Annotated in this window: 16 protein-coding genes; 2 read left to right on the forward strand and 14 right to left on the reverse strand. The window is 70.7% G+C overall.

Annotated features, from left to right (window positions below; all coding sequences use genetic code 11):
- Positions 1–35: 35 nt before the first annotated feature.
- Positions 36–1,076, forward strand: a complete 1,041-nt coding sequence (locus tag DFJ64_RS07890; RefSeq protein ID WP_115849869.1) for an alcohol dehydrogenase catalytic domain-containing protein — start codon at positions 36–38, stop codon at positions 1,074–1,076.
- A gap of 30 nt (positions 1,077–1,106) precedes the next feature.
- Here DFJ64_RS07890 and DFJ64_RS07895 read toward each other — a convergent pair whose 3' ends face one another.
- The 13 genes from DFJ64_RS07895 to DFJ64_RS19410 form a co-directional block, all read right to left on the reverse strand.
- The gene (locus DFJ64_RS07895; RefSeq protein WP_170152540.1) at positions 1,107–2,375 is read right to left on the reverse strand and encodes a GGDEF domain-containing protein; all 1,269 of its coding nucleotides are present in this window, start codon (positions 2,373–2,375) and stop codon (positions 1,107–1,109) included.
- Positions 2,376–2,747: 372 nt separating this feature from the next.
- Positions 2,748–3,503: an alpha/beta hydrolase gene (locus DFJ64_RS07900; RefSeq protein WP_115849871.1), complete on the reverse strand. Its 756-nt coding sequence runs from the start codon at positions 3,501–3,503 to the stop codon at positions 2,748–2,750.
- Positions 3,500–4,357, reverse strand: coding sequence for a hypothetical protein (locus DFJ64_RS07905; RefSeq protein ID WP_115849872.1), 858 nt, complete (start codon positions 4,355–4,357; stop codon positions 3,500–3,502). The genes DFJ64_RS07900 and DFJ64_RS07905 overlap by 4 nt, the downstream gene beginning before the upstream one ends.
- A 276-nt stretch (positions 4,358–4,633) precedes the next feature.
- Positions 4,634–5,539, reverse strand: a complete 906-nt coding sequence (locus DFJ64_RS07910) for a TIGR03621 family F420-dependent LLM class oxidoreductase (protein WP_115849873.1) — start codon at positions 5,537–5,539, stop codon at positions 4,634–4,636.
- Positions 5,540–5,625: 86 nt separating this feature from the next.
- Positions 5,626–6,810 (reverse strand): L-2-hydroxyglutarate oxidase, encoded by a 1,185-nt coding sequence (gene lhgO, locus DFJ64_RS07915; RefSeq protein WP_115849874.1) that lies wholly within the window; start codon positions 6,808–6,810, stop codon positions 5,626–5,628.
- A gap of 84 nt (positions 6,811–6,894) precedes the next feature.
- Entirely contained in the window at positions 6,895–7,977 is a 1,083-nt protein-coding gene (locus DFJ64_RS07920; RefSeq protein WP_170152541.1) for an alpha/beta hydrolase, read from the reverse strand.
- Positions 7,978–8,079: 102 nt separating this feature from the next.
- Positions 8,080–8,667, reverse strand: coding sequence for an XRE family transcriptional regulator (locus tag DFJ64_RS07925; protein WP_115849876.1), 588 nt, complete (start codon positions 8,665–8,667; stop codon positions 8,080–8,082).
- 571 nt (positions 8,668–9,238) lie between these two features.
- Positions 9,239–10,069, reverse strand: a complete 831-nt coding sequence (locus tag DFJ64_RS07930; RefSeq protein ID WP_115849877.1) for an ABC transporter ATP-binding protein — start codon at positions 10,067–10,069, stop codon at positions 9,239–9,241.
- The gene (locus tag DFJ64_RS07935; RefSeq protein ID WP_170152542.1) at positions 10,069–13,101 is read right to left on the reverse strand and encodes a hypothetical protein; all 3,033 of its coding nucleotides are present in this window, start codon (positions 13,099–13,101) and stop codon (positions 10,069–10,071) included. Before DFJ64_RS07935 ends, DFJ64_RS07930 begins: the two co-directional genes overlap by 1 nt.
- Positions 13,102–13,109: 8 nt before the next feature.
- Complete coding sequence (locus tag DFJ64_RS07940) at positions 13,110–16,316, reverse strand: hypothetical protein (RefSeq protein ID WP_115849879.1); 3,207 nt, start codon at positions 16,314–16,316, stop codon at positions 13,110–13,112.
- 8 nt (positions 16,317–16,324) lie between these two features.
- Positions 16,325–17,062: an ABC transporter ATP-binding protein gene (locus tag DFJ64_RS07945; protein ID WP_245941007.1), complete on the reverse strand. Its 738-nt coding sequence runs from the start codon at positions 17,060–17,062 to the stop codon at positions 16,325–16,327.
- A 242-nt stretch (positions 17,063–17,304) separates the two neighbouring features.
- Positions 17,305–17,934, reverse strand: coding sequence for a TetR/AcrR family transcriptional regulator (locus tag DFJ64_RS07950; RefSeq protein ID WP_170152543.1), 630 nt, complete (start codon positions 17,932–17,934; stop codon positions 17,305–17,307).
- Entirely contained in the window at positions 17,934–18,653 is a 720-nt protein-coding gene (locus DFJ64_RS19410) for a hypothetical protein (RefSeq protein ID WP_170152544.1), read from the reverse strand. The genes DFJ64_RS07950 and DFJ64_RS19410 overlap by 1 nt, the downstream gene beginning before the upstream one ends.
- Positions 18,654–18,885: 232 nt before the next feature.
- On the opposite strand from DFJ64_RS19410, the gene DFJ64_RS07955 reads away from it, so the two are divergent.
- Positions 18,886–19,956, forward strand: coding sequence for a dienelactone hydrolase family protein (locus DFJ64_RS07955; protein ID WP_115849882.1), 1,071 nt, complete (start codon positions 18,886–18,888; stop codon positions 19,954–19,956).
- A gap of 7 nt (positions 19,957–19,963) precedes the next feature.
- Here DFJ64_RS07955 and DFJ64_RS07960 read toward each other — a convergent pair whose 3' ends face one another.
- The gene (locus DFJ64_RS07960; protein WP_281268495.1) at positions 19,964–20,947 is read right to left on the reverse strand and encodes a helix-turn-helix domain-containing protein; all 984 of its coding nucleotides are present in this window, start codon (positions 20,945–20,947) and stop codon (positions 19,964–19,966) included.
- Positions 20,948–21,018 lie beyond the last annotated feature (71 nt).

Consider the following 21,018-nt stretch of genomic DNA (forward strand, 5'->3'; position numbering starts at 1 on the left):
CCCGGCCTGTCGCACGACCGGTACGGGGGTCTGGGATGCGGGCAGTCGTCTACCACGGTCGTGGTGAGAAGGCACTGGAGGAGGTCCCTGAGCCGACCATCCGCGACAGCACGGACGCGATCGTCAAGGTCGACACCGCCACGATCTGCGGGACCGACCTCCACATCCTGCGCGGCGACGTCCCCGCCGTCACGCGGGGACGCATCCTCGGGCACGAGGCGGTCGGCACGGTGACGGAGACCGGTCCGGGTGTGCGTGGTCTCGCGCCGGGCGATCGAGTCCTCATCTCCTGCATCTCGGCCTGCGGGCGATGCTCGTTCTGCCGGACCAGCGAGTACAGCCAGTGCCTCGGGGGCGGAGGTTGGCTCCTCGGCCACCGCATCGACGGTGTCCAGGCGGAGTACGTCCGCGTGCCGTTCGCCGACACCTCGACGCACAAGGTGCCTGAGGGCTGGAGTGACGAGCAGGTCGTCTACCTCGCCGACATCCTGCCCACCGGCTACGAGGTCGGCGTCCTGAAAGGGCAGGTGCGGCCCGGGGACGTCGTCGTGGTGATCGGCGCTGGGCCGATCGGCCTCTCGGTCATCCTGGGCGCGCGGCTGTACTCGCCGAGGACCGTCATCGCTGTGGATCCCGTGCCGTCCCGGCGCGAGTTCGCGTCACGGTTCGGCGCCGACCGCGCCGTGGCGCCAGAGGACGCTCAGGCCGCCGTCGACGAGGCGACCGCCGGCTTGGGTGCCGACGTCTGCGTCGAGGCGGTAGGCATCCCCGCCACGTTCGAGCAGGCCACCGCCCTCGTCCGTCCCGGTGGCCACGTCGCCAACGTGGGCGTGCACGGCGAGCCGTCGACGCTGCACCTGGAGACGTTGTGGTCGAAGAACGTGACGATCACGACCGGGCTCGTCGACACGAACACGATCCCCACCTTGATGAAGGCGATCGAGGGTGGTCAGCTCGACCCCACCCGCTTCACGACGCACCGGTTCGGCTTCGACGAGGCGATGCAGGCCTACGACACCTTCGCCCGGGCGGGTGAGACGAACGCCTTGAAGGTGCTGCTGACGACCGACGCCTGACGCCTCAGGCGTCGTCGTCAGACGGAGGCGCTAGCTCTGCAGTGCCCTCTCCCAACGCTCGGCGCCGCGCAGCGCGACCCCCGTCGCCAGGGAACCGCCCAGGTTCACCGTGTCCGCTCGTACCGTGCGGTTCTTGCCGGTCGCCTTGGCGACCCGCAGGGCGCGGTCGGCGAGCTCGAGCAGGTGGTCCAGGGAGTGCGCGGTCTCGGGGTAGGTGGCCAGTCCGACGGAGACCGTCAGGCGCAGGGTGACGGTATCCGAGCCCTCGCCGTTGACGCACACCTCGAGCGGGGTGTTCGCGACCTCCGCGCGGATGCGCTCCGCCACCTCGTACGCGCGGTCCATGTCGACGTCGGGCACGGCGACGACGAACTCCTCACCGCCGAACCGACCGGCCAGACCGTCGCGCCTGGTGAGACGCTGCATGGCCTCCGCGACCGCGCGGAGGGCCCGGTCACCGACGAGGTGACCGTAGTTCGCGTTGACCTTGCGGAAGTCGTCGATGTCGATGAAGAGCACCGCCAGCCGACCGTCGGCGGCGGCCACCCGCCCCAGGAGCGTCTCAGTCTGCTCACGCCACCAGGGGAAGCTCGCCAGCTCGGTCTTGCGGTCGGTGTGGACCTCGACTTCGAGCTGACGAAGCAGCAACGAGCGTTGCGCCGTCAACGTCGCCGGGATGGCGAGCAGCGCGAGCCAGGGGACGACCGTCGAGGCGGTCGCGACAACGCAGGCGAGCCCACCGGCCACCATGTCGACCGACCACTCCGCCGGACCGCCGAACGCGTCCCGTGGGGTGCTCCCCGGCACCAGGACGAAGATGGCGATGGCGCACAGCAGGATGTCGATCGCGAAGTAGCTGGCCGCCGCGAGCACCATGGCGAGCCCCGAGGCGTTCGCGTCGGCCCACCCTGCCTCCTGGAGCACGGGAACCAACCGGCTCATCAGCGTGCTCGCGGTCACCACACCGAGGACCGTCACCGCGGTGGAGAAGAACCACCGGTGCGGCGTGCATCGGTTCGTTCGGATCCGCCACCACACGGATTGGACGACGGCGAAGACCAACGCGAGGGAGAGCGGCAACAGGATGGCGGCCGCCAGAGTCCAGACCGGTTGCAGGTCCTTGTGCAACGCGCCGGAACTCTGCCGTCGCCGTTCCACGCGACGCGCTCCTTCGGTGCCGACGATGCCGCACACCGTCAGTGCGACCGCGACAGCCCAGCTGCCGACGTCGATGCCGTCGCGCACGACCGCCACGAGCGCGACGATCGCGGTGAGGTCCACCGCCAGCAGATACGCCATGCTCCGCGTCGGTAACGACCAGATCGCCCACCGCCACGGCTCTCGCGGACGTCCCCCTGCCCCGGTCTCCATAGGCGTTCCCCCACGACATCCGTGCGCGAGGTCATCGCGCGCCGCCTCGACCTACTCGCCCGCCCCGTCAATGACATGACTGACGGTGATCATTATGTATCGTTCTGTGCTTGTTGATCATAGACCGGGTCGTGCCGTTTGCGGAACGCCCACCTGCGTCCACGTTGAGCGACGAAGGCGGGAGGATGGCATCAGCACAGCACGTCATTCCACCCTTACTGACGGCCAAGTCGCGGCACGCGTTCCCCCCTCGGCCACATCCGGTCACCTTCGCGACACGCCGGAGAGTCGACGGGACAGTCACGAACGCCGCTCGAGCAGCTTCGTCACGTACGTCGCGCAGGCTCGGACCAGGTCGGCCCGAGCATCGGACGTCTCGAATCCACGACCGCTCTCGATGGCCACGGTAGTCCCCCGCTGGGCGAACCACGGCGCGCAGGCGGCCAGCTCGACGTCCTTGGCGCCGTAGACCAGCAGGAACGGCAGGCCGGACGCGAGCAGGGCGGAACGCGGCCGCAGCGACTCGCGTTCGCGGAAGAACGCCTCGGGGAGGTGGAATTCCCCGCCCCGCATGGGTTCCACCGGGCCGACGTCGAAGCGAACGCCTTCGGCGAGGCGGCTCGAGACGAGGAGGACGGCGCGAGGGCGCGGGTCACCCGCGGAGACCAGCTCGTTCACCGCAAGCGTCGCAAGGACGCCGCCGATCCCGAACCCCGCGCAGACCAGTGGGCGGTCGGCGAGGGCGTGGGCGCGGACGACGGCGAGGAAGTCCTCCGTCATGTCGGCGAAGCTGACGTCCTGGAACGCGCCGGAGGAGTCACCGCTGCCGCGCGTGTCGAACCGGACCACGCGAACCTGGCAGCCGTCACACAGCGCGGCCGCGAGGAACGCCAGCAGGCCGCCTGGGCCGGAGCGGTCACCGGTGAGGTCGTGCGCCACGACGACGGTTCCACGGGGCGCGACCTCCACAGGGTCGTCGACGACGGTGAGGCACCGACCTGTGGGGAGCTCGGTGAAGAGCTGGTGTCGCCGTACCGGCCCGGGCTCACCGCTCACGACCGCTCACCGCCGTTCCCTCGGGCCGTCACCCTCGCGAGGTACTCGCGTAGCAGGTGGGCGAGTCCGCTCCGCTCCGACTCGAGCCTGGTGAGCGGGCCTCCGCCACAGACCAGGGTTCCGGTCGACTCCCGGCTCGACGTGACCGCGACGGTCCACGCGACGCTGCCCTCGAGGAACGGTGTCACGAGGTCGCGCAGGACGCCGACGGGGACGCGGAAACCGCGGAGCCGGCTCGTATCCGCCCCGCAGGCCTCCCAGAACGTCCGCTCCTCGCCGCCCGGCGAGAAGTCCACCTCCAGCAGCTCGGAGTCGACCCGATCCCGCACCGAGCTCCACCACCTGAGCTGATCGGGTCGCGGAGGGAACACCGCGATGCGGACACCGTCGAGGTCCTGCCCGGCGAGGAGGGCGGCGTGCAGGCCGCGGGCGGTCATGTGCACCGACCTGGCCCGGTGGCGTCGCGCGATCGTCACCGCGTCCGCGCACTGGCGCAGCCAGGTGCGCACGTCCATCCCCGCCAAGCTCTCGCCATGACCGCTGAGGTCGAAGCGGGCGACAACGATGTCGGCGGCGGCGATGATGCGCGCTGCCTGCGCCTGCCAGTAGTTGGTGCCGGTGCGGTTCTCACCGAGGGCGTGGACCATCACCAGCCACGGAAGCCCCGCGCACTGGTGAAGGTCACGCCGACCCGGCGGAAGCTCCACCAACAACGGTTCGATGGGCTGCTCGAGCAGAACCGTGGAGGACGCCAGCGGGCGGTCGAGCGTGTGGTCCCCGGCCGTGCTCGCCAGTCCTACCCGGGTCTGGAAGGGGAGCCTGGGGATCAGCGGAGGCCGGGCGTCCCACGTCACGGCGCCCCCACATGCCTGGCTCGGTCACCCGACCGGTCGTGCGTGGTGACCACACACCGCAGGACAGCCATGGTGAGCCCTCCCGATCGCGAGGAGGGGCGAGGTCTTCGCCACCTCCCTCGTGATCACGATTTCACAGAGCCGGACGCCGTGCCCGCACACCGTCTCGCATCGCGAGACCGGCCGGCCCGCTGTCTGGTACCGGTCAGCGCGATCGGGAAGGGCCACCACGACCTGGCCCGACGACGGGTCTCCCCAAGCCGAGCCTCGAGCGCTTCAGCGCGCGCGTACCGCGGCGGCGACCTCCATCAGCGCGTCAGCGGAAGGCGTGTGCGTCGACCACGACGTGATGCCCCAGCGCTCCGAGCGGCGGATGAGCTCCTCGGCCGCGGCTTGTGAGGACTCGGCGAACAGCACGAACGGCGAGTCGAGCAGAAGCTCGACCGTGAACCAGTCGGCACCTGAGGCCGCCCCTTCGGCCACCATGTCAGCCGCCGCCTTCTCCGGATCCTCCGTCAAGACCACCCGTTGCAACAGCGCGTCAAGCTCGGGTTGCCGACCGGCCTTCTCCGCGGTCGACCGCACCAGCTCGACACGGTCATCGGTGGTCGCCGAGTCGACGAGCGTGAGGGCACCAGGCGGCTGTCCTGGGACGGCCATGGCGCCCGTGAGACCTACGACATCGGCGAGCTGGGCGGCGGCACGAAGCCCCCGCTTGCCCATGCCCGCCACCATGACGGGGACGGGTCGCTGGACTGGCTCGGGTCGATGCTCGGGATCCTCCAGCCGACGGCGTACACCCGTGACCAGGTTCTGGACGTGCTGCCATCTCTCCGACAACCGCGGGAACGGCAGACCCGCGACCTCGTGCTCACGCTGCACGTAGCCCGCGCCGATGCCGAGCTCGACCCGCCCACCGGAGAGGCTGTCGAGGGTCGCCGTTTCCCGAGCGAGCAGAGCCGGGTTCCAGAAGTACGCGTCGAGGACGTAGGTGCGCAGCCGCACGCGCTCCGTCGCTCCCGCCACGGCGGCGAGGAGCTGGAACGGAGCGGGGCCGCCAATGTGATCGGGGACGGTCAGGACGTCGAGGCCCCCCGCCTCGGCGCGACGCGCGAAGTCGAGGAGTTCGGTCGCGGTCTTGTGGCCGTACACGGAGGTCCCGAATCGCAGCGATCGTGTCATGTCGTCACCCTTTCATTCGACGACACGGCACGCCGGCGACGTTCGCGGTCGGCTGAACAGGAACCATCCGTGGCGCGACAGTCGTTCTAGAGGACTCGTTCGGCGATCAGTTCTCCGATGGGCAAGGCCGACGTCGCGGCCGGCGACGGAGCGTTGGCGACGTGCACCTGCCGAGAGGTCTGGCGGAAGAGGAAGTCGTGCACCGGCGTGCCGTCCGCCAGGATGGCCTGGGCGCGGATGCCGGCCTCATGGGGACGCAGGTCGGCCAAGCGCAGCTCGGGGCAGTACGTGCGGCACTGGGCGAGGTAGCCACGCTTGAAGGCGGAGTTCAGCGTCTCCCGCACGCCGACGCGAAGGTTCGCCCGCGCGAACCTCCAGAACCCGGGAAAGCGCAGGTAGTCGCTGACGTCCTGCCACGAGAACGAGCCCTTGCGGTATCCCTCCCGAGCCCAGCCGAGAACGGCGTTCGGACCGACGGTGATCCGTCCGTCGATCGTGGGGCTCAGGTGGACGCCGAGGAACGGGAGCTCGGGGTCCGGGACGGGATAGATGAGGTGGTTGACCAGGCCTGCTCGCTCCGGAGGAAGCTCGTAGTACTCCCCGCGAAAGGGAACGATGCGGAAGTCCGGCGTGAGCCCACCCATGCGTGCGACGCGGTCCGCCTGCAGACCCGCGCAGGCCACCAGACGTCGGCCACGGTAGGCACCGCGACTGGTGTGGACACGCACCACGTCGGAGCCTTCCTCGATACCGGTCACGGTGACACCGGTGTGAATCTCCCCGCCCGCTTCCCGGATGTCCTCGGCCATGGCCAGCGCGACGAGCCGGAAGTCCACGATGCCGGTGGCGGGGACGAGCAAGGCTTCGAGACCGGACACGTGGGGCTCCATCTCCCGCAACCGCGTCGCGTCGACGGGCTCGACGACGACGCCATTGGCCTCGGCGCGTCCGCGAAGCTCCCGCAGCCGCCGAACCTCGAGATCGGTGGTCGCGACCACCAACTTGCCGACGGTGCGGAACGGGATGTCGTGCTCGGTGCAGAACTCCTTCGTCGCCCGCTCACCCGCACGACACAGTCGCGCCTTGAGCGAGCCGGGCGCGTAGTAGATGCCGGCGTGGATCACACCCGAGTTGTGCCCGGTCTGATGCACGCCCAGGTCGTCCTCCTTCTCCAGGACGACGACACCCGCGCCGGGACGTCGTGTCAGGAGATGACGTGCGGTCGACAACCCGACGATGCCGCCGCCGACGACCACGTAGTCGTACGTCATGTGCCTTCCTCACCGGAACGTCCCAACGAGAACGCGGCACGCCAGACACTAGCGTCGGCGTGCCACGTTGACCGTCATCGCGACTCAGTGGACACGCGCGTCGAGCTTCCGGAAGGCGTCGAGGTAGGCGTCCGCTCGTTCGAAATGCACGAGGTGACCTGACTGGACCTGCACGAGCTGTGTCCCTCGGGGCAGAAGGTCGAGCGCTCGCGAGACGTCGTGGGAGTCCATCGCGGCCATGAGGATGCCGCGGTCGTCGTACGCCGTGCCGGTCCGCGCCTCGAAGTAGTTCGTGTGCACGAGGACCGTGGGCACCCTGACGGCACGCAACGCCGCCTCGGTGTCGAACCCGTCGTACCACCGACCGCCGTCTCGCACCCAGGCGGCGCCGAACTCGGGGTCGTAGTCCACCAGTCCCTGGAAGAACACCGTCACGACCGGCGGAAGGTAGAACAGCTCGACAGGCTCGCCGGGCTGCTCTGTCGCCTTGGAGACGGCGTGGTTCTTGATCGGGCCGGCGAGCGGCCCGAAGAAGGCGAAGTAGTCGGAGTGCTCCAGGAAGTACCGCTGATAGTCAGCGTGCGGAGATCCCGCCTTCAGGTACTCGTCCGCGAGGACGAGCATGGCCCCGCCGGTGGTCTTGACCAGACGCGGCATCGTCGACGAGAACAGCGGAGGATCCTCGAGGAGCAGTCCGCGGACCAGCTCCGGATGCGCCGAGGCGATCCGCAACGCGAGGAGACCACCGGAGGAGTGACCTGACACGAGGGCGGGCTCGCCGATCACCTGCTCGACGAAGTCCGCGAGCACGTCGCCCACGAAGACGTTCGTGTAGCGCCGGGGGTCGAGCCGGCCGGACGCGCCGTGCCCGGGAACGTCCACCGCGAAGACGTGGTGCTCGCGCGCCAGCTCGGGCAGCACCTTCATGTAGTCCTGCCAGCGGGACCCCTGTCCGTGGATGAGCAGCAGGGGTTCGCCGTTGTCCGGACCTTCCGCGTACGCGAGACGCACACCGTCGACCCTGGCTTCCCGCTCGACGAAGCCAGCTTCGCGGACGGCCGTCATCGCCTTATCGAACGTCGTGACGTTCTGGTAGAGGTAGCCGCCGATGCCGGCGGCCACGAGGAGCAGCACGACGACCAGGGCGACGAGAAGGACGCGCCGCACCGTGCGACGCCTGGGTGTCCCGTGGCTCATCGTCGCCCCCGCGTGCTCACGTCGGTCCGGGTGACGTGGGGCAGAGCCCACGTCCGCTCGACGCGGCACATGTCAGGCACCGCCGAACGATTCCGGCGGCTGTGGGCAGGTCGTCCGGGTCGACCGTCGCGGCCTCCCGTCGTGGGTGTTCGGATAGTGCATGAGGAGAATCACGTCGGCTGGCTTGTCGATCGCGAAGAAGCAGTGGGGTAGGTCACCGCGGTAGCGCAGGCTCTCGCCGGCCTGGAGCCGACGTTCGGATCCCCCGTTTCCCGCGACGACGCTGCCGTCGACGACGAGCACCGACTCCCGCACACCGGCCGCGTGAGGCGCGGAGTCCTGCCGCTCGGTGCTCAACGTCGCCCGGTAGACCTCGACGAGCTCGTCAGCGCGGGCCCAGCGGTCGAGGAGAACGGCGGTCACTGAGGCTCCACTCACCGGTCCGGCACGGTCCGGCGTCTCGTCGGCGAGGAGGGACCCGAGCGGGGCCTCCAACGCCGTCGCCAAGGCGAGCAACGTGTCCAGGCGGGCGCCGCGTCGGTCGTTCTCCAGCTCTGAGATCGTGCCCTTGCCGATGCCGCTACGCCGCGCGAGCTCCGACAGCGACAGGCTCGCCTCGTCGCGGAGCCGCCTCAGCCGTGATCCCAGAGTTCGGCTCATGCCACCCCATCGGTTCTGTTAGCAGAACGGTACCAGGACCGGACAGCCGGCCGTCCGGTCGCGGCCCGCGACCGCGCCGCGAGGGGCAGCGGCCACCCGGGGCCTCGTCCTCCGGCGTGATCGACGTGGCGTTCCGTCTTCTCCTCGCGATCCTCGGCGGCCTCGGGAGCGCCTGGCTCCGCGCGCACCGCGCGCCGCCGCCGGGACCGCGAGAGCGAGCGGGTACACCACCGAGGAGGCGGTGGGATCGTCTTTCAGGGGACAGGACGGGAGCGGCAGGCAGGGACGGAGCGGCAGGCAGGGACAGAAGCGAAGACAGAGAAGCAGACGGGAAAGAGAAGCAAGACGGGAAAGGACAGAGAAGACAGGAAGAAGGCAGAAGAGGAGGGGCTCTACCGCGGGCATCCCCTGGTGAGCCCCTCCAGCCCTTGCCGTCTCTTCTCGCCCGAGTGCTCTCCCTTGGACTTGAACAGTGACCAACCTAGGGAATCCACAGACGGGGACGAACGGGCCCGAGTCTGTGTTTTGAGCGGACCAAGGACCTCACCGTGTCGGACCAACGGGCCGTGACCTAATCCCGCTTTGACAGCAGACGTACCGAGCCGTCCTCGTCCTGATCCACCAGGAAGAGCGTGCCCGGGGGGAACTCGCCGAGGATCTCCGGCGGAAGCTGGACCGTTCCGTCGCCCGCCACGACAGCGAAGTCCTGTCCGTCTCGCCCTTCCGCGCCGACCCGCCCGTCCCGGATCGTGACGACCCGGCCGAGCCGGGTGCCGACCTCCGGGTCGTGGGTCACGACGACGATGGTCGTGTCCCGGGCGGCGTTGACCGCCCGCAACGCCGCGACCACCTCGTCCCTGCCGACCGTGTCGAGCTGGCTGGTCGGCTCGTCGACGAGGAGCAAGCCGGGGCCGGCGGCGATCCCCACCGCGAGCGCGGCCCGCTGGCGTTGCCCCATCGTCAGCTCGTGGGGTCTGGCGCGCCCCAAGCCGCTGAGCCCCACCAGATCGAGGATCTCGTCGGGTTCCGCGAGCTCGATCCCACGCGTGGCCGCCGCCCGCCGTTGGGCCAGCCAGATGTTGCGGTGGAGGCTGGCATACGGCAGCAGGTTGCGCGAGGCGCCCTGCAGCACCACCCCGATCTCGGTGCCGCGGAGCCGGTTCAGCTCGGCGTCGCTGAGCTTGCCGATGTCGTAGCCGCCGATGCTGATCCGCCCGGCGGACGGCCGCATCAACCCGGCGAGCAGCGAGATCAGCGTGGACTTGCCCGATCCCGAGGGCCCGACGAGCGCCACCATCTCACCGGAGCTGATGGACAAGTCGACGCCGGACAACGCCACCACGTCCGAGCCCTCGATCCGGTAGATGTGCACCACCCGACGGCACACCACTGACAGGCCCATCAGCTCCTCACCTCCCGCTGTCGCGCGACCGGGTGTCGCCGCACCGGACCCGTCCGCGCCTGGCGTCCCTGCCACCAACCCCCGACCGCGGCCGCGACCACGACCAGCGCCACGACCGCGCCGTACGAGGCGAGCACCGGCCACCACCGCGGCCAGGCCGCCAGCAAGGTGGCGTCCACCCCGAGCGGCAGGCGTCCGCCGGCCGCGAACCAGGCCACCGCCGCGGCTGCCGCCCCGATCACGGCACTGGTCACGACGATGCCCGCGTACGACCACAGCGCCGCCCCGGTCGTCACGCGGTCCGGCACCCCTTGCGCCCGCAACGCCCTCATGCTGGGGCCCCACGTGCGCCGGTCGACGACGACCACGAGCGCCAGCGCGGCCAGACCGACCACCACCGTCATCCAGACGGTGAAGTCGTACGCGCGCAGCGCCAACGCGGCGCCAGTCCGGTCGATGGACGCCCGCAGGCTCTCGATCCTGCGGTCCTCGACGATGACGAGCCCTTGCTCGCGGAGCGCGTCGACGACCCGCTCGGGCGCGTCGGCGCTCAACCACACCCGGGGCCTGGTGGCAGTGCCCGGCTCGGCGGTGAGCCGTTCGGCGTACTCGAGGTCGACCAGCGCCCCGGACGCGCCCACTCCCGGCAAGCCGGCCATGCGCGCTCGCCTCGTGAAGCGCACCGGCTCGCCGTCGACGTTCGTCACGTGCTCGCCCGGGACCCCGCCGGCGGTGACGGCCGGCAGCGGGAAGGGAGCGTCGACGGTCCGCAGCTCGTACGTGGCCTCCGGCCGCGCGTTGGGATGGGTGATCAGGAGGCCGTCCTCGGCTCCGACGAAGCGAAGCTGGTCGGTGATGGGGCCGTCATTGGGGACCAGCCACCGCCGAGCGTCGGCCAGGACCTCCGGGGGGAGCAGGTCGACGCCGTTCTGCCTGAGCGCGCGGATCTCGACGCCGGTCTGGCCGGTCTCACTCGTGGAGAGCGCGACGCCGGTGAGCCGGCAGCCGTCCCCGCATCCGGTGACCTCCGCCCGGTAGCTGCCCGCCTCCGCCGCCAGCCTGCCGAAGCTCACGACGAGCTGCTCGTCCTCCGGCGTGCGCGCCAGGAGCGAGACGGTCAGCTCGTCGTCGCCGGTGAAGGGATCCGGGGCCAGCTCCGCGACGAGCTCACCGTCACGGATGACGATCGGCTCGGGCGCCGGTGGTCGCAGGCGGTCCGCCACCTGCGCGGAGCTCAGCGCGCCGTACCGGGGCGACCACAGCGCGACCGTGGCGAGCCGAGTCGAGTCGACAGCGAGCACCGGGGCACCGTCGACGTTCGGCGACGACATCACCGCCATCGCGTACCTGCCGTCCGGGTCAGCGGCACGCACCGCCCGCAGCAGCTCCTGCCGTCCCGCCCGCTGGATCTCCAGCACCCGGGGAGCACCGAGGAGACGTTGCGCTTCGGCCAACCGGCCCTCCGCGGCGACGTCGGTGGCGGCCGCGGCGAAGCCGAGCGTCCCGAACACCAGCGCCAAGACGACCAGCAGCCGCACTGATCCCGGACGGCGAGCCAGGTAGAGCGCCGCGACCGCGGCGCCGATCCGACCGCGACGCAGCGACCCTCGGCCGACGAAGTCGATGAGCGGACGGACGAGCAGCGAGGCGAGCGTCCCCACCGCGAGGATGACGAGGACCGGCGCGGCGACCATGACGCCGACCAGCTCACCGTCGAGCACCCGCAGCTCCGCCAGCACCACCAGGCCCATGGCGATGACCAGCAGCTCGACCGCGGCGACGGTGATCCGGCGGGATCGGGACGGCATCTGCCGCAGCAGCTGACTCACCGGCGCGGTGAGCTGGCGTCGCAGGGCGAGCAGTGCCGCGACGACCGAGCCGGCCGCCGCGAAGGCCGCCGCGAGCAGCTGCTGGCTGTCGATCGCCACCAAGCCAGGTGGCCCAGCGGCCGTGGCGGCGATGAGGACCCGGGCGAGCACGAGCCCCACGGGGACACCCGCGAGCAGCGGCAGCAGGCTCTCCGCCGAGACCGCCAGGGCTCGGATCCACCAGGTGGCGCCGCGCAGCGCCACCGTGCCGATCTCCTGCTGCCGCGACCAGCCACCGTGACTCACCGCGAGGTGGATGACGAACCAGCACAGGACGAGCAACGGCGCCACGGCGATGGGCAGCAAGGCGCGGGCGTGCCGGCCGTGGGCCTCGATGCGGTCCAGCAGGCGCGGGAGCGTCGTGCTCGGACTGCTCAGGTACGGGTCCTCCTGCTCCAGTCGCCGCTCGACCGCGTCGAGCTGCTGTCTCACCCGCGGGATCCGCTCGGGAGTGAGCAGGCGCGGCGGCAGGATCGCGTCGAGGTACACGAGCTCCTGCGCGTGCGGGAGCGTGGACAACGCCGTCCGGTTGGTGAGGATCGCCTTGTCCCCCAGCCTGCCGAGCGGGTCCTGCAGGCTCCAGTACGGGGCCGCGGGATCCCTCGCCGTGAAGAGCCCGGCGATGGTGAAGGTGGCCGGCGGGCCTTGCGGCTCCCAGCGGTCCTCCGCGCGTCGGACCGGGGTGAGGACCACCTCACGACCGGCGGTCAGCTCGAGGCTCGCGGCGAGCGACGCGGGTACGGCGATCTCACGGCTCCCGACGGGGCAGCGGCCCTGCCGGAACCGCACGTGGCGACAGAAGCCGTCCCTGGCGAGCATGCTGTGCGCCTGCGGGGAGAGCGGCTGACCGTCGATCCCTTGCACGTGGATCTGCGCCGTCGTGACGTTGGTGAAGCCGGTGAGCCTGCTTCGAGCGTCGGCATAGGCGGGGAGATCCTCCGAGGCCTCGAAGAGCCGAGTGCGCGGCTCGGGCGACGACACCAGCAACGGCGGGAGCGACACGGTGACGTCGCTGTGCTCCGCGGCGGCCAGCTCGTTGGCGATCGCGGCGCGGTCGATCGCCACCGCGAACGCGGGCACGCTCACCGCCGCGACCGTCGCGGCCACGGACAGCACGAACGCTGTCAACGCCTGTCCCCACCGCGCGGCCAGCTGCGCAAACACCAGCGTGATCATGGCCGCCCCTGCGTCGTCCGCCACTGCGCCGCACCAGCCGCGACGACCACCGCTCCCAACGCCGCCGCGCTGACCAGGGCGGCGAGGAGCACCGGAATCGGGCCCGCCGACGCCGTGGGGAGCACGGTCCAGCCGTCGACGAACCCCGGATACGACACCCGCGCGATGGCCGCCCCGACCAAGCCACCGACGAGGCCGACCACGGTGGCGGTGCCCACGAGGGCGGCGGGACCACCGTAGCCGATCGCACGGATCACCCGGGCCGGAACACCTTGCGCCCGCAACGCCGCGAGCTCCGCGCCCCGAGTGGGGCGCTCCCGCTCGGCGTCGACGAGGACCGCACCGGCCGCGAGCAGCAGTCCCACCAGGGCCACCACCGCCTGCAGCCGGCCACCGACCGCGGTGCCCTCCGCGCGCAGGTGGTCCAGGCGCTCCGCCAAGGACTCCACGCGCAAGGTCGAGATCCCCACCTCCCGAAGCTCGTCCACGATCGAGGCCGGCGCGTTCGGCGACAACCACACCTGAGGCGTCCCCGCGCCGGGCAAGGAGAACGGGACCAGGCGCTCGGCGTAGGTGAGGTCGGCGATCGTGCCGACCTTCTCGTGGCGCGGGACGAGCCTGGCCGTCCGAACCACCTCGGCGGGGACGGCGGCGCCCGGCAGCGGGGGCACCCGAAGCTCTCCGACGGGATCGGGACGCCACCCTGCGGTGAGCACCGGCAGCATCACCGGGGTGTCCACGACGAAGGCCCAGTCCGAGCGTTCGAGCGGCACCTCGGGCGTCGGCGAGACCGTGATCCGCAGGCCGTCGCCCTCGGCCGTGACGGACGGACCGACGTCGCGTGGCCCGAGGGCAGGCCGCCAGCGGGTCGGCTCGGTCAGGACGTCGGCGGGTATGGAGCTCCCGCGGTTCCGTCCGGTCGCGGCGTAGAGCTCGACGCGGGTGCCGGGCTCGGGTGGGGCATGTCCCACGCTCGCCGCTGTGGCGGGGTTCCCGCCGACGGGGTCGGGCCGCGGAGCGCCCAAGACCTGCACGCCGACGAGCCGACAGCCGTCGGCACAGGCGGGGATCGACGCGGTGTGTGAGGCGCGTCGCTCGGCGAGCGGGCCGACCACCGCGTCGACGGGCTCCCCGGTCCGCAGCGTCCGCAGCCGGATCCGCAGGTAGACGGGGGCGCCGTTCGGCTCGGTGGCCGCCGCCTGGAGCGCCAGCCGGTCGCTCTCGACGACGACGGGACGCGGCTCCTCCGGCCGCAGGGCTTTCGCGATGTCCTCGACGTCACCGCCGTACTCCTCCCGCCACCCGACCACGACGCCGAGCCGCGTGGTGTCGACGGCCAGCCTGGGCTCGTCGTTGGTGCCGCCCGGCTGGTCGACGACGGCCATCGCCCGCGTGCCGTCCGGGTCCACCGCCCGCACCGCGGCGAGCAGTTGGGCGGGATCCTCGGCATCGACGACGAGGACCCGGTCCGCGCCGACCTCCAGAGCCGCCCGCTGCCACTGGGTGCGCTCAGCGGTGTGGACGCCGACGAAGCCCGTCGTCACCAGCGCCACCGCGACGGTCACCAGCGCGAACAGCCGATGCGTCTCCGGACGCCGCGCGAGCAGCGCCGCGGTCAAACCCAGCGACAGGCGGCCGGCCTCGTGAGACCGGCGAACAAGCCGGCTCGCCAGGGGTGGCACCGCCCACGCCGCGACGAGGGCGAGCGCGAGCGCCGCCAGACCGGGAGCGAGCAGCGGCAGCCCGCGCACCTGTCGAGTGACCAGGAGGGTCTGACCGACACCGTATGCGGCGAGCAGGATCAGCACCAGGTCGACCACGGACCGGCGCCACCGGCCGCGCCGGCCCGGCGTCCGCCGAAGCAGGTCACGGACCGGGGTCACCAGGGTGCCGAGCTGCGTGGCCACGACGGCCACGAAGCCGCCGGCGAGCGCGAGCCCGACGAGCAGCAGGGAGAGCGTCAGGGCCGTCCGATCCGCCCCGCCGGCGATGTCGGCTCCCAGCACCTTTCCCAGGCCGAGTCCTGCCACCGTGCCGACGAGCGCGCCGGCGACCAACGGGACGATGCTCTGTCCCAGGACGAGGAACCACCCGCGTGCTGACGGGACGCCGTGCAGCCGCCACCAGCCGACGTCCGCGCGCACCTGGACCGCCGTCTGCCGGACGACCACGGTCAGGGCGAACCAGGTCAGGAGCAACAGGACGACCACCCCGACCCCGACGCCGGCGACGACGTTCCAGCGGTCACGGCTGATCCGCTCCAGGAGCGCGTCGAGGTTCGTGGTCGTGACGGTGTAGCCCTGCTGTCGCAGGCGTTCCATGTCGGCGTGGAGCTGCGCCGCCAGCTGTCCGACGTCGGCGGTCGCGAACGCCCGCGGCGTCGCCACGAGGTCGTAGGCGTAGCTGGTCCGCTCCTGACCACGCAGGGTTTCCTTGACGGTGAAGGCGGACGGCCGATCACGGCTGGAGCCCTCGCCGAGGCCGACGAGCGTACCGTCACCCCAGTACGCGTCGTCCGGGTTGACGACGCGATACGCGCCGACGAGATGGACCCGCAGCCACTCGTCCTCCCCAGTCTTGATGTCGAGGCGGTCGCCCAGCTCGAAGGAGTGCGCGCGGACGAGCGGCTCGGGGAGCACCACCTCCCCGGCGGACCTGGGACAGTCCCCGGTGAGGGCGAGGTGCTCGCAGACGTTCTCGCGGTAGGCGACAGTGACCTCGACGGCTGTCTCGTCGGCGGTCTTCGCGTGCTCGGCGGGCCTTCGGTCGTCCTCGTTCTCCTCCGCGCCCGTCGCCGTCTCGTCGGTCTGGTCGGTCTCGGCGGTTCCTGTCGAGCCTTCGTCCCTCGTCGAGGACTCGGTGTCGTCGCTGTCCGGGACGTTCGAGGCAACCTTCAGCTCACCCGTGGTGAAGCCGCCGAGAACTCCGCTGAACCCTGGCGGCCGGAACTGTCGCCGCGCCTCGTCGATCGCCTCCGTCGACGCGGAGTCGTCCGCACCACGCCAGCCGGTGAGGCGGGTGACCGAGATCAGGCGTTCCTCAGCCGGCGCGCTCGCCACCGCGGAGACGCCGACCCGCTGGCTCGCCGCGACGGCGTACCACGGCGCGGCCACCACCGCCGTACTCGCGGCCAGCGCGACGAGCGCCACGATGACGGCCTGCCCCCGTCGGGCCGCCAGAGCGCTCGCCAACACCTGCCACATCGGTGGGCCTACACGTCCCCGGGTGCGCTGTCGTCACGGGCCACACGCGCGCCAGCGCCGGCCGCCTGGACCGTTCCGCTCGGATCCTCCGCTGGCGCTCGCTCGGTACGCACCAACGTCGCGCGTCCATCGACGAGGGACAGCTCGGCGTCGCACACGGCGGCGGCGTCCGGGTCGTGGGTCGCGAACACCACCGCCACGCCTCGCTCCGCCTCCTTGCGCAACAGGTCGAGGACGTTCTGCCGCGAGGCCGCGTCGAGCTCACTCGTCACCTCATCGGCCAGGAGCACGTCGCCGTGGAGCGCGAGCCCACGCGCGATCGCGGTGCGCTGCTGCTGTCCGCCGGAGAGCTCCTCGACCAACTGGTCGCGCTGCGCGGACAGCCCGAGCCGCTCGAGCCATTCCACGGTGAGACGGCGGGCGTCGGATGGCGTGTGCCCGTTGGCGAGAAGCGCCACCTCGACGTTCTCCCGGACGGTGAGGAACGTCGCGAGACCGTTGTCTTGAGGGATCAACACCACGCGTCGCGCCACAGCGTCGTCGCGGTCGCGCAACGGCTCACCGTCGATCGTCACCGTGCCTTCGATCGGCCGCAGGAGTCCGGCGATCGTGGACAGCAAGGTGGTCTTTCCAGCGCCCGAACGTCCGCTGACGGCCACCATGCGACCGGGTTCGACGACGACCGAGACGTCCCGCAACACCGGCTCACCGTCGCCGTACGCGACGGTGACGCGATCGACCGACACGGTCCGCACGCTGCCTCCCGTCCGGGTCACTGGGCCCCCGAGCATAGTCAGCCGCGCGCGTCCCTTCGTGTCCCATTTCGGCAGCTCACGGACCTGAAGGCGCGAACGCTCTGGTCAGTCTGGGCGACGCCGCCGGCGCGACCGGGGTTGGCCAGGTTCGGTGCCGCGAGCTGGGTGAGCCGAAGGCGAACGGCCTACCGGTGCCGCCTCGCCGAGGCACCACCGCCCAGCCAACGTGGACGTCAGCGACGAGCGCGCTGTCGTCCCCTTGACCTGGCCCCGGGGTCGGCGTCGAGGAAGCGCGTCACGACGACCCGCAAGACCTCGACCTCGCGAGCGGGGTCGACGCCGGGACGACCCGCCTGCAGGTACACCGCGTCGATGAGGGCAGAAATCCACCGCGCCGCCGTCTCCGGGTCGGTCGGTGGCCGCACCTGGCCACGACGTGCCGCCTTGCGAATGAGATCAGCCATGACGGCGTTCACCATCTGCTCGTCCCGGTCGACGATCGCGGCCAGCTCCGGATCACGCCCGAGCTGAACGAGCAACGCCATCAGCAACCCCGGCACCACGGGATGTGTGGCGTCCGCGGTCCGATGGTCGATCACCGCGAAGAGTGCGGCCAGCGGGTCGGATCGGTCGAGCTGCTCGAGGAACGCTTTGGTCGCCTCACTGTCGTCGGCGAAGAGAGCGTGGAAGATCGACTTCTTGTCTGGGAAGTAGTGGAACAACGTGCCCGACCCGATACCGGCTCGGCGACAGATCGCCGCCGTCGTCGCCCCGTCGAAGCCACGCTCGGCGAACACCTCCGCGGCGGCGTCGAGGATCCGGGCGCGCCGCTCCGCGTACCGAACGGGATCGACCGTCCGCATCAGCGTGTCTCCCTCGGCCCTTTCGTCGGTTCCTTGCCGACATCCTCCTCGCCCGTCGCCCGCTCGCGGCTCGTGGTGCCGCCCTGCCGACGTCGCACCTCGCCGATCGCGACGAGCATCGCGATCAGGATAGGGACCACGTATTGGAGCCATCCGAGCTTGTCCGGCAGCGACTGCAGCCAGACAGGAATCTCCAAGTCCGGGAGGATCTGGCGCAGCCAGTAGATGGGGTCGACGTAGCGCAGCCACCGCGGAGGATCGATGTCGATGTCGGGCAAGGACGGCAGCCAGTCCAGGTTGACACTCGGCAGCAACGAGCGCAGGAGCGCGCTGACGCCCAGGAAGCCGAAGAGAACGCCGACGACCTGGACGACGACGTGGCGCGCCGCGTAGAGCTTCGGATGCTCCTCCTGAAAGCGGTAGACGCGAGCGGCCAGGGTGCCCTCCGGTGGCTTGAACGGCGTCGTCCGCTTCCGGGAGGGGGGCTCGCCGCCTTCGACGAGCACGCAGCGAGCGACGCGACCGCGCCACCACCAGACCAGGCGCACCGTGTGCGGTCCGTGCGCGAGCGTGACCACGTCGATGGCGTCGCCGTCGACTGTCGCCACCTCCTGGTCGTCGACCAGCAGCCGAGCCTTGTTGCGATCGCCGTCGACCCAGACCTCCACCGCGAGGTCCTCGTCGTGGTGTCGCAGCGTGTACGCCGCCGTCCCAGTCATGACTCAATAATAGAGTGACCACTCCAATAATGGCGCCAGTGCGCCAGAAGAACGTCGCCGGAGCGCGTCGTCCGGGCCCGCTCGTGTGGCGAGGACCTCACCACCGGACCGATCCGCGCTCCGTGTGGCAGGGCTGCGCGTCGAGACGTTCGTCCGCGGCCATCACGACGCACTCGCGATACGCTCCGCGCGACAGGCCAGCGGCTTTGAGTCCACGGCGAGAAGGAGCGGCATGTATCGGCTCGCGGACCTCGACCCTCTGCACCCCCCGCCGCTCGTCACCGGCGACGACCCCGACGTCTGGCGCGAGAATCGGGCCCGCATCGAGAAGGTGTGGCGGGAGTACCTCGGCGTCCTACCGGAGCCGATCGAGGTCAGCTGGCGGACCCGCGCGGAGCAGCGCATCCAACCGACGCCAACCGAGCCCGCCGTCACGCTGCTGCACATCGACTACGACGCTCCTGGCGGTCGCCCCGGCGACGTCGAACGCGTCACCGCGCACCTTCTCGTCCCGGACTCCGCCCGTGAACGACCCGCACCCGCGGTGCTCGCGTTGCACCCGACGCATCCGCGTGGGAAGGAAGCGGTCACGGTTGACGGCGTCGCCCCCGACCGAACGTACGGGCTCGAGCTCGCCCGGCGCGGCTACGTCGTCCTCGCCCCCGACGTGATCGCGAGCGGTGAGCGCATCGAAGCCGGCGAGGAGTACTGGCACACGGGGAGCTTCTACCGCTCGAACCCGGGCTGGACGGTCATCGGCCGGATGGTGACCGACCACCGGCAGGGCGTCGAGCTCCTGTCTCAGCTACCGGAGGTCGACGCCGCCCGTATCGGCGCCATCGGACACTCCCTCGGCGGCTACAACGCGGTGTTCCTCGCCGGCCTGGAGCCGCGCGTGTCCGCTGTGGTGTCCAGCTGCGGCTCGTCGATGTGGGCGGGCGATCCCCGACCGAACCGGTGGTACCGGGGCTTCCCGTTCATCCACCTGCCCCGGCTCGGTGACGATGTGGACGCCGGCGTCGTGCCGTTCGAGTGGCACGAGATCACCGCGCTCGCCGCACCACGCCCGTTGTTCGTCTACGCCACCACCGGGGACGACTGCTTCCCGCACTACCAGGCGATCGCCGCCGGTCTCTACGAGGTCGAGCGCGTCTACACCGTCCTGGGCGCAGCGGCGACCTTCACGTTCCTCCTCGGCACCGGACCGCACACGTTCCCCCGCCCGATCCGGCAGGCCGCCTACACCTTCCTCGATGACGTTCTCAGCTCTGGACGCCACGCGGCGGCCACCACGTCGACGTGACAAGATCCTAGGCGCTCCACGCACCGTGCGGGTGGGTCGACCGGAACCGCTCAAGCGCGGAACTGTCGATGCGTTCCTCGTGGCTTCGTTCTAACAACCACTGGATTGTCTCATCGGGGTCCAGCGCGATCTCTTCAAGCCTCGACCACGCTTCGACGTGCCTCCGCACATCGTACGGAGCCGACAGCGTGAGCTGCGCGGAGTACGTCTCAATCGAAACGATGGACGCCCCGTTCCGCAAGTCATAGAGCACGAAGCTCGAGACCGGAATGTCGTTGTGAGGCACTTCCGCGGGAATCACCCGCACCGTGATTCTGGGTGCCTGGGCCATGTCCGCGACGTGGCGGAGCAGGCGAGGGTAGCTCTGAGGCTCCAACCCCGTGAGCTTTTGCTCCAGAGCGTGCTCGGTGACGATCACCTGGTAGTCAGGTGCGTCTGGTCGACGTAGTCGCTTGCCGCGGCGCACTCGGGCCTCGACCGCTGCCCTGGCAACCTCCTCAGCGACGTTGGGGTCGCCGCCTAGGACGAGGCGAGCATACTCCGGGGTCTGGAGCGGACCTGGACAGATCAAAGGCTGGAAGTGACGGATCCTGATGGCCTGACGGTCAAGGTCGACCAACTCCTTCTGTCTCTTGTCCAGCCCTCGACGGTAGATGGTCAGGTTGGAGACGACGTCCGTATTCGCGTCCTCCGCGAGAGCTCGCAGCATTCTCCGGTAGTCGTCTGACGCCATCCGCTCGGCGTCAGCGACAAGCTCGCGATGCTGCCGAATCGTCAGGGTGTCGTCCTCGGCGATGCGAGTCCGCGCGAGCTTCAGGCACAGGTCGTGCCACTGCTCGACGAGTTCGACAGAGGGCATGCGTCGCCCATTCTCGATCTGCGAGAGGAACGGCTGCGAGATCTTGAGCTTGGCCGCCAACTTCACGCCGCTCTCCCCTGTTCGGGTACGCATCCAGCGAAGTTCCCTGCCAAGGCTTGTCCGCTGCTCCACCTGTCCTCCGTGAAGACGCCCGCACAGCCGGCCCGATCATATTGCGTATTCGCCGCTCCTTGGAAGATGAC

Origin of the sequence: Thermasporomyces composti, from assembly GCF_003386795.1 — a bacterium.
Classification (GTDB): domain Bacteria; phylum Actinomycetota; class Actinomycetes; order Propionibacteriales; family Actinopolymorphaceae; genus Thermasporomyces; species Thermasporomyces composti.